Annotated in this window: 12 protein-coding genes; 7 read left to right on the plus strand and 5 right to left on the minus strand. The window is 67.2% G+C overall.

Going from position 1 to position 14131, the window contains the following annotated elements; genetic code table 11:
• Nucleotides 1–6 precede the first annotated feature (6 nt).
• The 3 genes from I2456_RS21160 to I2456_RS21170 are packed head-to-tail and all read left to right on the plus strand — an operon-like array spanning nucleotide 7 to nucleotide 1994.
• Nucleotides 7–987 (plus strand): ribose-phosphate diphosphokinase, encoded by a 981-nt coding sequence (locus I2456_RS21160; protein ID WP_085075150.1) that lies wholly within the window; start codon nucleotides 7–9, stop codon nucleotides 985–987.
• On the plus strand, nucleotides 988–1344 hold the full coding sequence (gene arsC, locus I2456_RS21165; RefSeq protein ID WP_068164837.1) for an arsenate reductase (glutaredoxin): 357 nt from the start codon (nucleotides 988–990) through the stop codon (nucleotides 1342–1344).
• Nucleotides 1341–1994 carry an LpqN/LpqT family lipoprotein gene (locus I2456_RS21170; protein WP_085075149.1) on the plus strand — a complete coding sequence of 218 codons (654 nt, stop codon included), beginning with the start codon at nucleotides 1341–1343 and terminating at the stop codon, nucleotides 1992–1994. Before arsC ends, I2456_RS21170 begins: the two co-directional genes overlap by 4 nt.
• Before the next feature lie 8 nt (nucleotides 1995–2002).
• Here I2456_RS21170 and I2456_RS21175 read toward each other — a convergent pair whose 3' ends face one another.
• Nucleotides 2003–5317: a LuxR family transcriptional regulator gene (locus I2456_RS21175; RefSeq protein WP_174814253.1), complete on the minus strand. Its 3315-nt coding sequence runs from the start codon at nucleotides 5315–5317 to the stop codon at nucleotides 2003–2005.
• A gap of 138 nt (nucleotides 5318–5455) precedes the next feature.
• On the opposite strand from I2456_RS21175, the gene I2456_RS21180 reads away from it, so the two are divergent.
• From I2456_RS21180 to pth, 4 genes are all read left to right on the plus strand, one after another.
• Nucleotides 5456–6661 (plus strand): cytochrome P450, encoded by a 1206-nt coding sequence (locus I2456_RS21180; RefSeq protein WP_085075166.1) that lies wholly within the window; start codon nucleotides 5456–5458, stop codon nucleotides 6659–6661.
• A 5-nt stretch (nucleotides 6662–6666) separates the two neighbouring features.
• On the plus strand, nucleotides 6667–7536 hold the full coding sequence (locus I2456_RS21185) for an oxidoreductase (RefSeq protein ID WP_085075148.1): 870 nt from the start codon (nucleotides 6667–6669) through the stop codon (nucleotides 7534–7536).
• A gap of 296 nt (nucleotides 7537–7832) precedes the next feature.
• Entirely contained in the window at nucleotides 7833–8474 is a 642-nt protein-coding gene (locus I2456_RS21190; protein ID WP_085075165.1) for a 50S ribosomal protein L25/general stress protein Ctc, read from the plus strand.
• Nucleotides 8475–8486: 12 nt separating this feature from the next.
• Complete coding sequence (gene pth, locus I2456_RS21195; RefSeq protein ID WP_085075147.1) at nucleotides 8487–9062, plus strand: aminoacyl-tRNA hydrolase; 576 nt, start codon at nucleotides 8487–8489, stop codon at nucleotides 9060–9062.
• Nucleotides 9063–9087: 25 nt separating this feature from the next.
• On the opposite strand, the gene I2456_RS21200 is transcribed toward pth, so the two are convergent.
• The 4 genes from I2456_RS21200 to I2456_RS21215 form a co-directional block, all read right to left on the minus strand.
• On the minus strand, nucleotides 9088–10722 hold the full coding sequence (locus I2456_RS21200) for a fatty acyl-AMP ligase (RefSeq protein WP_085075146.1): 1635 nt from the start codon (nucleotides 10720–10722) through the stop codon (nucleotides 9088–9090).
• Nucleotides 10723–10983: 261 nt separating this feature from the next.
• Nucleotides 10984–11943 (minus strand): 4-(cytidine 5'-diphospho)-2-C-methyl-D-erythritol kinase, encoded by a 960-nt coding sequence (locus I2456_RS21205; protein WP_068028500.1) that lies wholly within the window; start codon nucleotides 11941–11943, stop codon nucleotides 10984–10986.
• Between the two features lie 42 nt (nucleotides 11944–11985).
• Nucleotides 11986–12915 carry a 16S rRNA (adenine(1518)-N(6)/adenine(1519)-N(6))-dimethyltransferase RsmA gene (rsmA, locus tag I2456_RS21210; protein ID WP_085075163.1) on the minus strand — a complete coding sequence of 310 codons (930 nt, stop codon included), beginning with the start codon at nucleotides 12913–12915 and terminating at the stop codon, nucleotides 11986–11988.
• Nucleotides 12879–14006, minus strand: a complete 1128-nt coding sequence (locus I2456_RS21215; RefSeq protein ID WP_205880184.1) for a resuscitation-promoting factor — start codon at nucleotides 14004–14006, stop codon at nucleotides 12879–12881. The genes rsmA and I2456_RS21215 overlap by 37 nt, the downstream gene beginning before the upstream one ends.
• Between the last annotated feature and the right edge of the window lie 125 nt (nucleotides 14007–14131).

Raw genomic sequence — 14131 nt, forward strand, 5'->3', positions numbered from 1 at the left:
AGCGCGTTGAGCCACGACTGGACCGATAACCGCAAGAACCTGATGCTCTTCAGCGGCCGCGCCCACCCGGAGCTGGCCGAGCAGGTAGCCAAAGAACTCGACGTGCACGTCACCGCGCAGACCGCGCGGGAGTTCGCCAACGGCGAGATCTTCGTGCGCTTCGACGAATCGGTGCGCGGCTGCGACGCCTTCGTCCTGCAGTCCGCGCCCGCACCGGTCAACCGCTGGCTGATGGAACAGCTGATCATGATCGATGCGCTCAAGCGCGGCAGCGCCAAGCGGATCACCGCGGTCATGCCGTTCTACCCCTATGCGCGACAGGACAAGAAGCACCGCGGCCGCGAGCCGATCTCGGCCCGGCTGGTCGCCGACCTGCTGAAGACGGCAGGGGCCGACCGCATCGTCACCGTCGACCTGCACACCGACCAGATTCAGGGCTTCTTCGACGGACCCGTGGACCACATGCGCGGCCAGAACCTGCTGACCGGCTACATTCGGGACAACTACCCCGACAGCAACATGGTGGTGGTCTCCCCCGACTCCGGGCGGGTGCGCATCGCCGAGAAGTGGGCCGATTCGCTGGGCGGCGTCCCGCTGGCGTTCATCCACAAGACCCGCGACCCGCGGGTGCCCAACCAGGTGGTCTCCAACCGCGTGGTCGGTGAGGTGCAGGGCCGCACCTGCGTCCTGATCGACGACATGATCGACACCGGCGGCACCATTGCCGGTGCGGTGCAGTTGTTGCATCACGACGGCGCCAAGGACGTCATCATCGCGGCCACTCACGGTGTGCTGTCCGACCCGGCCGCCCAACGACTGGCCGCCTGCGGCGCGCGCGAGGTGATCGTCACCAACACTCTGCCGATCGGCGAGGAGAAGCGCTTCCCGCAACTGACGGTGTTGTCGATTGCACCGCTGTTAGCCAGCACCATCCGCGCCGTCTTCGAAAACGGTTCCGTGACAGGACTATTCGACGGAGACGCCTAGATGGTTTCTGGCACCGGCGACGCCGTCATCTACCACAACCCCAAGTGCAGCACCTCTCGTAAGACGCTGGACCTGTTGCGCGACAACGGGTTAGAGCCGACGATCGTGCAGTATCTGAAGACCCCACCCTCGCGCGACGACCTGGTGCGCATGATTCGCGAGGCGGGAATCGACGTGCGCACCGCGGTCCGTAAACGCGAACCGCTCTACGCCGAACTCAACCTCGCCGACGCCACCGACGACCAATTGCTCGACGCGATGGCCGAGCATCCGATCCTGATCGAGCGGCCGTTCGTCGTCACGTCGAAGGGCACCCGGCTGGCTCGGCCCATCGACTCCGTGCGTGAGATCTTGTGAGGCCGCTGGCTTTCCGGATTTGTGCGGCCGCCGTTGCGCTGGCCGCCCTGACGGCGGCGTGCGGGCCCAAGACGACGGACTATTCGTCGGTGCTGGCGCCGACGACGACCACCACCAGCGCCGCGGCGACGACGACGGGCAAAGCCGTTCCGTTGTCGCAGTATCTGGAAAGCGTTGGCGTCGCCGGTGATCCGGTGCCACCGACCGGACTACCCGACCTCACGGTGTCCATCCCGACACCGCCGGGCTGGGCGCCGCATGGCGATCCGAAGGCCCATCCGAACGCGGTGATGCTGGCCAAGGGCGACAACCTTCCGGCGGCCATGCTGGTGGTGTTCAAATTGCGCGGGACCTTCGATCCGGCCGAAGCGATCAAGCACGCCAACGCCGACCTGCCCGAAGGCTTTCACCAACTCGACGCCTCGAACGCAGACTTCAACGGCTTTCCCTCGTCGATGATCCAGGGCAGCTACGACGCCCGCACCGGGCGTATGCACAGCTGGAATCGCATCGTGCTGGCGACCGGCTCACCGCCCACCAGCCAGCGCTACATGGTGCAGTTGACCATCACCAGCATGGCCAACGAAGCCGTCAAGCAGAGCGATGACGTGGAAGCGATCATCCGCGGATTCGTTGTCGCCAAGAAGTGACGACTCGTTCAGCTGAGCCGAGACGCTTGCTGAACCAGCTGCACGCGTGAGGCGATACCGAGTTTGGCGTAGACGTGGGTGAGATGGCTCTGGACGGTACGCGGTGAAATGAACAGCCGTGCGCCGATTTCCTTGTTGCTCAACCCTTCGATGACCAGACGAACCACGTCGCGCTCCATGGGTGTCAGCGACGCCCAGCCGGTGGTAGGCCGCTTGCGCTCGCCGCGGCCACGTTGGGCATAGGCGATCGCTTCTTCGGTCGACAGGGCGGCGCCCTCGGCCCAGGCAGCTTCGAAAGCGTCCTGCCCCACGGTGTCACGAATATGCGCAAGAGCGCTGTCATAGCCAGGCTGGTACATCGGAAAGCGGACTTGCCCAGTGCGTTGACGCATTGCGTCCGCCGCGCCACACAGTCGGGCCGCGTATGAAGTATTGCCCGCGTGGGCCGCTAGGCGAGCCAAGCATTCCAGCGTGTCGGGCACCCGTAGATAGCCTTGAGTCCTCGCTGCGACGGCGAGAGCGTCATGCGCATCGCGCTCGGCCTGCTCCGGATCACCTTGTGCCATCGCGATGTGTGCGCGCACCGTGAGCGCAACCAACTGTTGCCAACCCGGAACCATCGCGACGTTCTCGTCAGCCCAGCGGCGCGCGGTGGTCAAATCGCCACAAGCCAACGCGGCCTCGGCAATTGGGCTGACGCTTCGGGTCAGCATCTCCCGCAGCGGATTCGTGCATTTCCAGGCGGCTTCGCAGAAGCGCAGCCCCGCGCCGCCGTCACCATCGGCCAAGCACGCGGTGGCCAAGACCGCCAACGCGGTGTCCTCGGCGACCCCACCAAGCGCGTCCACGGCCCGCAATGCCGAGTCGACTGCCGCATAAGCGTCAGAGGCCTTCCCTTGATAAGCGAGAACGATGCCGTGGACCACATGGCCGTAGACGATCATCATCAAGTCCTTTGCCGCCTCAGCTTCTCGGGCCACGGCGCAAGCAATCTCACCAGCTTCTGTTAGGTGGCCCTGCATCATCACGGCCAGGCCCAGCCACGCCCGGGCGTTGCGCGAGAAGAACCGGTCGCCGAGGGCATCTGCCAGGTCACGGGCTCGTTCGGCAGTGGCACGAGCTGGCAACGGTTCAGCCGCAAAGGTATACGCGGTCGCCTGGTGGCTGACGATCTGGCACTCGCTCCACTGGTCGCCGCTGGCGCGCACCAACCCGATGGCCTCCGCGAAATAGGGTTCAGCCAAGTCGGCGCTGTATATCGCGCTCATCCCACACGCTATGAGGGCCCGTGCGACGAGGTCCGTGTTACCGAGCCGACGAGCGACGGCCAGCGCCTGTTCCTGCCGGCCCATGTCTGAGGGGATTGTTCCGAATGCGGCAAGGATGCCGCGATAGGCCACCGCGCCCACCCATACCTCCGGCGCGATTTGTGAGTTGCTTCCGTCGGCCAGAACGGCGTCCAGACCGGCCAAGGCTTCCATGATGCGCCCGCCTCGAATCCACAACGGACGCAACGACAAAATGAGCCGCAAGGCTGTCTCGAGGTCTGCGCTCTCCCTACTCCACGCGAATGCCGCCCGTAGATTGTCCATTTCACGTTGCGCCCAACGCAACAGCACGTCGTCGGCGGCGTGTCCCGAAGCTTCCAACGCGGCGGCCGTGTCCGCGTAGTAGTCGCGATGGCGGGTGCGTACCTCGTCGGCTTCGCCGGATTCGCCCAGCTTTTCCTGGGCGTACTGCCGCACCGTCTCCAACATCCCATATCGCATCCCGGTGTCGGTGCTCGTTTCCGAAGCGACCACCAGAGACTTGTCGACCAACAGGCTCAATTGGTCCAGCAGCTGATAACTTTCGAGTTCGCTGCCCGCGCCGACGGCTTGGGCCGCGGCAAGGTCGAACCCGCCGGCGAAAACTGCCAACCGGCGGAACAAGACCCGCTCGGGATCGGTGAGCAGCGCGTGCGACCAATCCACCGAGGCTCGCAGTGTCTGTTGCCGGCGCACCGAGGTACGCGCGCCGCCGGTGAGCAACCGGAACCGGTCGTGCAGGCTCTCCAGTATCTGGTGCAGCGACAACGCCCGAACGCGTGCCGCGGCAAGCTCGATCGCCAACGGCATCCCATCCAGACGCCTACAGATCTCTTCGACCACCGGCCGATTACTTTCGGTGACAACGAAATCCGGACGGATTCGCCGGGCGCGGTCAGTGAACAGCTCGACTGCCTCATCGGCAACCGACAAGGACGGCACGCGCCAACTCAATTCACCGGTCACCCCCAGCGGCTCTCGGCTCGTGGCGATGATCGTCAGGTGCGGGCAGCGCCGAAGCAGCTCCTCAACCAGCAACACGCAGGCATCGAGCAGGTGCTCACAATTGTCCAGCAGCAGTAGGGCTTTCTTTTGACCGAAGAACCGCGTCAGCAGTTCCATCGTGGACCGACCTGGCTGGTCGGGCAGGCCCAGCGTGCGCGCGACGGTCACCGGTACCACCTCGGGAATGGTGATTGGCGCCAAGTCGACGCACCACACCCCATCGGCGAACTCAGCCGACCGTTCGGAGGCAACCTCGACGGCGAGCCGCGTCTTGCCCGCCCCGCCGGCGCCGGTGAGGGTCACCAACCTGTGCGGCGCGATGACTTCCCAAAGCTCGGCCATCTCGCGTTGTCGCCCAATAAAACTCGTCAGCTGCACCGGAAGGTTGTGCGAGACGGCGGCACCGCGGACCCGCAGCGGCGGGAACTCGTTGCGCAGGCCGGGATGGCACAGCTGCACCACCCGCTCCGGACGAGCCACCCCGCGTAACGGATAGCTGCCCAGCTCGATCAACCACACACCGTCGGGGAGCCGGTCGGCGACCAGCGATTCGGTCACGCCCGACAGCACGGTTTGGCCGCCGTGGGCGAGATCTCGCAGTCGCGCGGTGCGGTTGATGGTGGGACCGGCGTAATTGGCGTCGTCGCGCAGCTGTATCTCACCGGTATGCACCCCGATGCGCAACCGAATCGGCTCGAGCGGGGCCTGCTGCAAAGCCAGCGCGCATGCCACCGCGTCGCTCGCTCGGGCAAAGGCGGCCACGAAGCTGTCGCCCTCGCCCTGCTCGAGCGGTCGCACCCCGTCGTGGGCGCCGACGCTGTCGTTAACGATCCGGTTCAGCTGGGCCAGCGCGGTACTCATCTGGTCCGGTTCGGTTTCCCACAGCCCCGTGGAACCTTCCACATCTGCCAATAGCAGCGTCACTGTTCCGGTTGGCAGCAACTCACTCATGCCCAACTCGCTCCAGGTCAGCGCCGTGATCTCCGCGTGTTGGCTCATGTTATGCAGCATTGCGGCTCGCATCGAGCAAAACATCCGCCGTGACGCGCAGATCGCCGCGAGGGGGCCGGGAAAGTTACGCGCCACATGGCGCAGATCTACGCGTTGCGGCGGATGGTCTTGCCGGTCGGCCGCCGGATAGTCGACGCCATGACCACGCTCGCCGATTTGCCGTGTATCGACTACGACCACCTCACCGATCCCGCCGAAGCGCACCGGCTCATCGCCGATGCGCGCGCCCAGGCGCCCATCGCCATGGGGCCGTACGGGCCACAGGTGCTGACTTATGACCTGGCCCGCTGCGTCTTGCGGGACCCGCGGTTCGTCACCGCGCCGGCTCTGGGGCTCGCCGCCAGAGGCGTCACCTCGGGTCCGCTGTGGGACCGGGGCGCCAACAACATCCTGGGTCTGGACGGCGCCACCCACCATCGACTGCGCCGGCTGGTGTCGAAGGCCTTCTCGCCCCGCGCCGCCGAACGACTGCGCTCCCTGATCGTCGACGTCATCACCGATCTGGTCGAACCGCTCACCACCGCTGGGCGCTGCGACGTCGTCACCGATATCGCCCGCTCCTACCCCACCCCGATCATTTGCGCGCTCCTGGGCGCACCTGCGCAGGATTGGAAGTTGTTCTCCCAGTGGAGCGACGACATCAAGAAGGTCTTCGAGCCCAATGCCGCCGAGGATGCCCCGCTGATACTGGCGGCGTGGGCCGAACTCGACGCCTACCTCGAGGAGCTGATCGCCCGCCGGCGGGCCTGTCTCACCGACGATTTGATCTCCGACCTCATCCGCGCCGAAGATGACGGCGACCGTCTCACCCATGACGAACTGCTGATGCTGTCCGCAACCCTGCTCGGGGCCGGGACCGACACCACCCGAAACCAGCTCGCCGCGGCGGTGCAGGCGTTGGCCGCACACCCCTGCCAGTGGACGGCGCTGGCCCAGCATCCTGAGTTGGCGGCCGACGCGGTGCACGAGCTGATGCGTTATCACCCAATCACTTTCGGTGTCCCGCGCCAGGCCGCCGAAGATGTCGAACTAGCCGGTGTGCGCATCCCGGCCGGCACCCTGGTGTTGGCCAACACCGCCGCGGCCAACCGTGACCCCGAGGTCTACGACGAACCCGATCGGCTCGACATCGGCCGGCTCGGTCCGCCGGCCATCCTCAGCTTCGGCGGCGGCGTGCACTACTGCCTCGGTGCGCATCTGGCCCGGGTGGAACTGATCGAAGCCCTGCGGGTCATCACCGCGCGCCTGCCCAACGCCCGCCAGGTCGGGCCCGGTCCATGGCCGAGCATGGCGGGCATAACCGGACCCCTCAGCGTGCCCCTGGAGTTCGACATCGTTAACTAGAAGCCATGACTGGCTGGACCGCCGCAGATCTCCCGTCGTTCGCCGGGCGCACCGTCATCATCACCGGAGCCAACAGCGGCCTCGGCGCGGTGACGGCCCGCGAGCTGGCCGGCAGGGGCGCGCGCATCGTGATGGCCGTCCGCAATCCGGACAAGGGCGAGGCGGTCGCGCGCGAGCTGCCCGGCGAGGTCGAGGTGCGTCGGCTCGACCTGCAAGACCTTTCGTCGGTGCGGGAGTTCGCCGACGGCGTCGAACACGCCGACATTCTGATCAACAACGCCGGCATCATGGCCGCCCCATATGCCGTGACCGCCGACGGCTTCGAAAGCCAGATCGGCACCAACCATCTCGGCCATTTCGCGCTGACCAACCTGGTGCTGCCCAAGCTGACCGACCGGGTCGTCACCGTCTCGTCGATGGCGCACTGGCCCGGCCGCATCGACCTGGCTGACCTCAACTGGCAGCACCGGCGCTATTCGGCTTGGCTTGCCTACAGCCAATCGAAACTGGCCAACCTGCTGTTCACCAGCGAGTTGCAGCGCCGACTGGACGCCGCCGGTTCGCGGCTGCGCGCCCTGGCGGCACACCCGGGCTACTCCCACACCAACCTGCAGGGCGCCTCGGGCCGCAAGTTCAGCGACGCGGTCATCTCGACGGCCACCCGGGTGGTGGCCACCAACGCCGACTACGGCGCGCGGCAGACGTTGTACGCGGTCGCGCAGGATTTGCCGGGCGACACGTTCGTCGGCCCGCGCTTCGGGTACCTGGGCCGCACGCAGCCGATTGCCCGCAGCCCGCGGGCCAAAGATGAGAAGACGGCTGCCGTGCTGTGGGAGCTGTCCGAGCAGCTCACCGGCACCAAGTTCCCGCTGTAGTCGATGAGGCCGACTGTGCGCGTAGGGCTTCGGCTGTGCGCGCAGGGCGGCAATTCCGCCGAAAGTGCGCCCGGAACGCTCAGTGGAAACCGTGACTGCACACTCGGCAGTCGGCAGCCCGTCGCTGGGGCGCATGTGCCCACTGCGGCGACCGGATTTCGCCTCGACGGCCCAGATGCGTTAGCCTGGCCGGGCGTCACGGCGAGGGTAGCCGGCTGATCAGGCCGACACCGTTATCGACGGAGACCGGCATCACTGTCGCGATCCTGGCCGTGCCCTACACACAGGAGCGACAAATGGCTAAATCCGAAGCAGGCAACCAGCTCAGCGTCTCGGTACGCAGCGAGACCGGCAAGGGCGCGTCCCGCCGAGCCCGGCGCGAGGGCAAGATCCCCGCCGTTCTCTACGGCCACGGTGCAGACCCGCAACACCTGGAACTTCCGGCCCACGACTTCGCAGCGGTGCTGCGCCACTCGGGCACCAACGCGGTGCTGACGCTGAACATCGCCGGCAAAGAGCAACTGGCGCTGACCAAGTCGCTGGAGATTCACCCGATTCGCCGCACCATCCAGCACGCCGACCTGTTGGTGGTGCGCCGGGGCGAGAAGGTCACCGTCGAGGTGACCGTGGTCGTCGAGGGTGAACCGCAATCGGGCACCCTGGTCACCCAGGAGACGAACGCCATCGAGATCGAAGCCGAGGCGCTGTCGATCCCCGAGCAGTTGACGATATCGATCGAGGGCGCCGAGGAAGGCACCCAGTTCACCGCCGGCCAGATCGAACTGCCGCGCGGGGTCACCCTGATCTCCGACCCGGAGACGCTGGTGGTCAACGTGGTGACCGCGCCCACCGCCGAGGACCTCGAGGGCGAGGCCGCAGCGGAAGAAGCCGAGACCGAAGAGGCCGAAGAGGCCGGCGCGCCCGAAGAGACCGAGTAGGCGGATCGCGACGTGGCCGAACCGCTGCTGGTGGTCGGCCTGGGCAACCCCGGGGAGAACTACGCCCGCACCCGGCACAACCTCGGCTTCCTGGTCGCCGACCTGCTGGCGGGCCGGCTGGGCGCAAAGTTCAAGGCGCACAAGCGATCCGGCGCCGAAGTCGTCACCGGGCGGCTGGCCGGGCACTCAGTGGTGTTGGCCAAGCCGCGCTGCTACATGAACGAGTCGGGCCGCCAAGTCGGACCACTGGCCAAGTTCTACTCGGTGTCACCGGGCGACGTCATCGTCATCCATGACGAACTCGACCTGGAGTTCGGGCGGATCCGGCTCAAGCTCGGCGGCGGCGAAGGCGGCCACAACGGCGTGCGCTCGGTGGCCGCCGCGTTGGGCACCAAGGACTTTCAGCGGGTACGCATCGGCATCGGCCGGCCACCGGGCCGCAAGGACCCCGCGACGTTCGTCTTGGAGAACTTTGCCGCGGCCGAGCGTCCCGAGGTGCCGACCATCTGCGAACAGGCCGCCGACGCCACCGAGCTACTCATCCAGCTCGGGTTGGAGGCGGCGCAGAACCGCGTCCACGCCTGGTAGCGCAGACCCGGGCCGCGAGACCGGACTACGTAACCAGCGTGACCGACGTCGACCGGCGCAGCTTGCCCGACGGCGTCTTCGGAATGGTTCCCGGGCCCAGGACGACGACATTGCGGGGCCGAACGTCGACCTCCTTGAGCACCTCGTGGGCCACCTGGTGCTCGATGCGACGCACCTCGGCCGGGTCCTCGTGCGCGTTGGACTCCACCGCGACGGCGAAGGTCTCGCGGGTGTGCCCGGCATCCAGGCGCACTGCCACCGCGCATCCCGGACGCACACCGCTCACCCGGCCCGCAGCGCGCTCGATGTCGGTCGGGTAGATGTTGCGTCCGGCCATGATGATGACGTCCTTGACCCGCCCGCACACGACGATGTGGCCGTTGTCCATCTGGTAGCCCAGGTCGCCGGTGTCGTACCAGCCGTGCCGGTCCTGCGCCGAGATGAACCCGCCCATGGTCAGGTAACCGGGGCTCACCGATTCACCGCGCAGCTCGATGACGCCGACCCCGCGCTTGGGCAGCACGTTGCCGTCCTCGTCGACAATGCGTGCTTCGATGCCCTGCAGCAGCGGCCCCAGCGAGGCCAGCCGGCGGGTGTTGCCCTTGGTGGCCGGCACCGCGCGCCGCAGCGCCGCCATCAAGTCGGCGTCGACCTCGTCGACCACCAGACCGGCGCCGCATTCGGAGAAGGCCACGGCGAGCGTGATCTCGGCCATCCCGTACGCCGGCAGAATCGCCTCGGGCTTCAATCCGAACGGCGCGCCCGCGTCGCAGAGGTCCTCGACGTCGGACGGCTCGACGGGCTCGGCGCCCGACAGCGCGAAGCGCAGCGTGGACAGGTCGAATTGGCCCGGCTTGGCTTGCTTGCGCAGCCGCTTGGCGAACAGCGAGTAGGCGAAGTTGGGGGCCGCCGTCATGGTGCCCTGGTACTTGTCGATCAGCTTGGCCCACAACAGCGTGTCGCGCATGAAGTCCATCGGCGTGACTTTGACCAGCTCACCGCCGAAGTACATCGGCACGGTCATGAAGCCGATCATGCCCATGTCGTGGAACAGCGGCAGCCAGCTGACCATGACGTCGGTCTCTTCGTTGTACTCCGCGCTGATGTACATCGCCTCGAGGTTGGCGAACAGGTTGCGGTGCGTGATCTGGACGGCCTTCGGGGAGCCGGTCGACCCGCTGGTCAACTGCATCAGGGCCAGGTCGTCTTCGCCTGCCTCGATGGGGTCGATCGGGTCCGAAGCCAGCAGTTGCTCGACGGTCACGACCTTGACGCCGCGCTCCTCGAGGACGGGGGCGGCGGCCATGAACGGCTCAGAGATGACGACCGCCTTGGCTTCGATCATGTCGATGACGGTGGTGGTGTCTTCGGCCCACACGGCCAAGTCGGTGCGGGGGGTGGGCTGGTGCAGCATGGTCAGGCTGGCGCCGCGCATCCACAGGCCCTGAGCGGTCGGAGCGATTTCGACCGGCGCGCCGGCCAGCACGCCGACCGCGTCGCCGTGGCCGACATCGATGGCCGCCAACCCACCGGCGATTTGACGCGCGCGCTCGTGCACCTCACCCCAGGTGTGCCGGACGGGAGTCTCCGGTTCGCCGGTCACCATGCCCTTGGTGGACTCGCGAGCGTTGCGGAACATCTTCTCGGTAAACCTGCTCAAAGCAACCTCCTCGATGTCGGCCCCAAGGGCCGAACTTTCATGTTCCGCCTGCTGAATGCCACTGTGGAGCAGGCGCGCGCATACATTTGGGGAGCAATTAGGTCTCGTTTCGGTGATGAGGCAACGGCCCGACGCTGCGTCGCGCCGGGCGAGAATTCCGCGCCTACTTGCACACCGCTACTCGTCACCGCGGATTATCTTAAGCAACTCTTAAAGAAGTGCAAAACGCTCACGCCATTTGAGGGAAATTTCACAAAGCCGTCATGCTTCCGTCATCGGAGCCGGTACCACCCGTGCACCCGGCACCGGTCCACTGGCGACCCGCACGGTGCGGCACACGCCCGCCCCGGACAGTTGGGTGCCGACGTCGACCGCCTGCGCCCCCGAAGTGCACAGGAACGCGCACGTCGGTCCCGATCCCGACACGATGCCGGCCAGCGCACCAGCCTCCACCCCGGCGCGCAGCGCCCGCCGCAGCGATGGGTCCAGGCTGACCGCGGCCGCCTGCAACTCGTTGCCCAGCAGCGGCGCCAGCTGATGCGGGTCACCGGCGGCCAAGGCGGCCAGCACCGGCCCGGGCTCGGCCAACCGGGGCGGATCGCCGGTGTCGCGCAGCCGATCCAACTCGCTGAACACCGCCGGCGTCGACAGCCCACCCTCGGCGAAGGCCAGCACCCAATGAAAGGTGTTGCGGGACAAGACCGTAGCCAATTCCTCGCCACGGCCGGTGCCCAGCGCGGTTCCGCCGTGCAGCGCAAACGGCACATCGCTGCCCAGCTGCGCGGCCATCAGACGCAGATCGCGGCGGGGCAGGCTCAGTTCCCACAACGAGTTCATCGCCACCAGCACGGCCGCCGCGTCGGCGCTGCCGCCCGCCATACCGCCCGCGACCGGGATGGTCTTGTCGATCAGGATCGACACATCCGGTGCCCGACCGACGTGGTCGGCCAACAACTCAGCGGCCCGCCAAGCCAGGTTGCGTTCGTCGGTGGGCAGCTCGTCGGCGCCCTCCCCGACGATCTGCAGCGACAGCACATCGGCATTGCGCACGGTCACCTCGTCGACCAGTGACACAGCCTGGAACACCGTCGTCAGCTCGTGGTAGCCGTCCTCGCGGCGGTCCCCCACGCCCAGGTAGAGGTTCACCTTGCCCGGCACGCGCACCGTCACCGAACCGGTGGGCACCCACAGTTCGGCGGTGTTGCCTTCAGACGCGGACACGCCCAGCAGACTATCTCTGCCGACGACGGGGACCCAGCATCGTCAGCTCGCGGACGCGTGTCCTGACATGGGCGGCAGGTCGGCGTCGGACCGCTGCAGCAACCGGACGAAGTCCTCGATGGACAGCGTCTCGCCGCGACGTGCCGGGTCGATGCTGGCCGCGAGCAAGCGATTGGCCGACGCGTTCCCCGAGCCGGCCCACTCCGCGAAGGCGTTGCGCGAGGTCTTGCGCCGCTGCGCGAACGCGATGTCCACCAACTCGAACACCTGCTTGCGGAACGCATCATCGGTGGGCCACGGCGAACTCTGATAGCGGTCGATGCGCACCAGCCCGGAGTAGACCCGCGGAATCGGCCAGAACACCGTCGGCGGCACCGTGCCGCACCGGTGCACCCGGCCGAAGAAGCGCACCTTGACGCTGGGCACGCCGTATTCCTTGCCGCCCGGTTCGGCGGCCAGGCGTTCGGCGACCTCGGCCTGCACCATCACGGTCACGGCGCGGATGGACGGGAATTCGGCCAGCAGATGCAGCAGGGCGGGCACCGCGACGTTGTAAGGCAGGTTGGCCACCACCGCGGTCGGTTCGGCGGCCAGATCGCTGCGGCGCAGCGTCAGGATGTCGTGGTTGACCACGGTGAGCCGCTGGGCTTCGCTGTGCGAGTGTTCGGCCACGGTCTGGGGCAACCGCGCGGCCAGCACCGGGTCGATTTCGACGGCGCTGACCGCAGCGCCGCGGTCCAGCAACGCCAGGGTCAGCGATCCCAGGCCCGGTCCGACCTCCAAGACCTCATCGGACCGGCCGACGCCGGCCAGCGTGACGATTCGGCGGACGGTGTTGGCGTCGTGTACGAAGTTCTGTCCCAACGATTTCCGTGGCCGGAGATCGAGTTCTTTGGCCAGTCGCCTGATCTCGGTGCGTCCGAGCAGTCGAATGGTCAGTTCGCACCCGCCCGGCCGCTGCACACCGGCCAGGCACCCCACCCTTGACGGGACCGGGTCACTTCGGCAACCGCGATCTGCTCTTCACGGGTGGCCATGTCGGCGCGCGGCGCGTAGCGCAGGCCACCGTTGGCCTCCCAGGTGCCCTGGTCGAATTGCACACCGCCGTAGTACCCGTTTCCGGTGTTGATCGCCCAGTTCCCGCCGGCTTCACAGCCCGCGATGGCGTCCCAGATGGCGCCGTCGCTCACCGGCGGCACTTCGGTGCCGGGTTTGGTGCCCACCCGCACCACCGCTTCGCGGGCCGGGGCGACCACGACGTTGGCGATCGGCAGGCGGCCGGTCTCGACACCGTTGGTCTCCGCGACGGCGAAGGTGACGTCCTGGGTGCCCGGCGCTCCCGGGTCTTCGACGATCTCGCGGCTCATGTTCATGTCCGGGTCCTCGATGCGGCGCGCGGACGGCGGCAGCGGCATGCGCTCGGTCACCGTCTGAATCCGGTTGCGGGTGACCTCGATCTGCATGCCGTCGACGATCGGGGCCGTCGCGTTGGGATTGACGTGGTCACCGCCCATCAGCGGCGCACCGGCGGCGACCAGCAGCCCGGCGACGTTCGGCGCGGCCAGGTGCACCGTGCGGACCACACCGCCGTCGTTGATCTGCACCGTCTTGGCGCTCACCACCGGCAGCGCCATCCCGGCCAGGGGCACCCGGCTGCCGCGCGAGGCCGCCGCGGGGGCGGTGTCGGTCATGGACAGCTGGGCCAGCGCCTCGTCGACGGTGGAAGCCGTCGTCCAGACCTGCTTGGCGCTTTGGCCGTCGAGCGAAATCTGCAGCGGCCGACTGCGGCGCAACACGATCTTGGCGGCGTCGTGCACCACCACGTCACCGGCCGGGTACAGGTCGTCGCGCTCGTCGACGGAGAAGCCGTTCTCCTGCACGATGTCGATGACCCGCGACTTCATGGTCGTCACGCGCAGTTCGGTGCCGTCGATGGCCAGCGTCACGGTCTTGACCGCGGACACCGCGTAGCTGCCGGCAAAAGCCAGCACGGTGAGCAGGGCGCCAACAATCAGGCGCAATATCGGTGATTCAGTTCGATGAAGTTTGGCTACTAGATTCAATGTCCGTTTATCCCCAACGTAAGCAACAACTCAAACCCAACGACCTTCTCAGCTGCGAATGACGAATTGGGCCCGCAGGCCCACCCGTTCGATCACAAGACGGTAACGAACCGGTCAATGCTGAG

It is taken from the genome of Mycobacterium kubicae (assembly GCF_015689175.1).
GTDB classification, from domain to species: domain Bacteria; phylum Actinomycetota; class Actinomycetes; order Mycobacteriales; family Mycobacteriaceae; genus Mycobacterium; species Mycobacterium kubicae.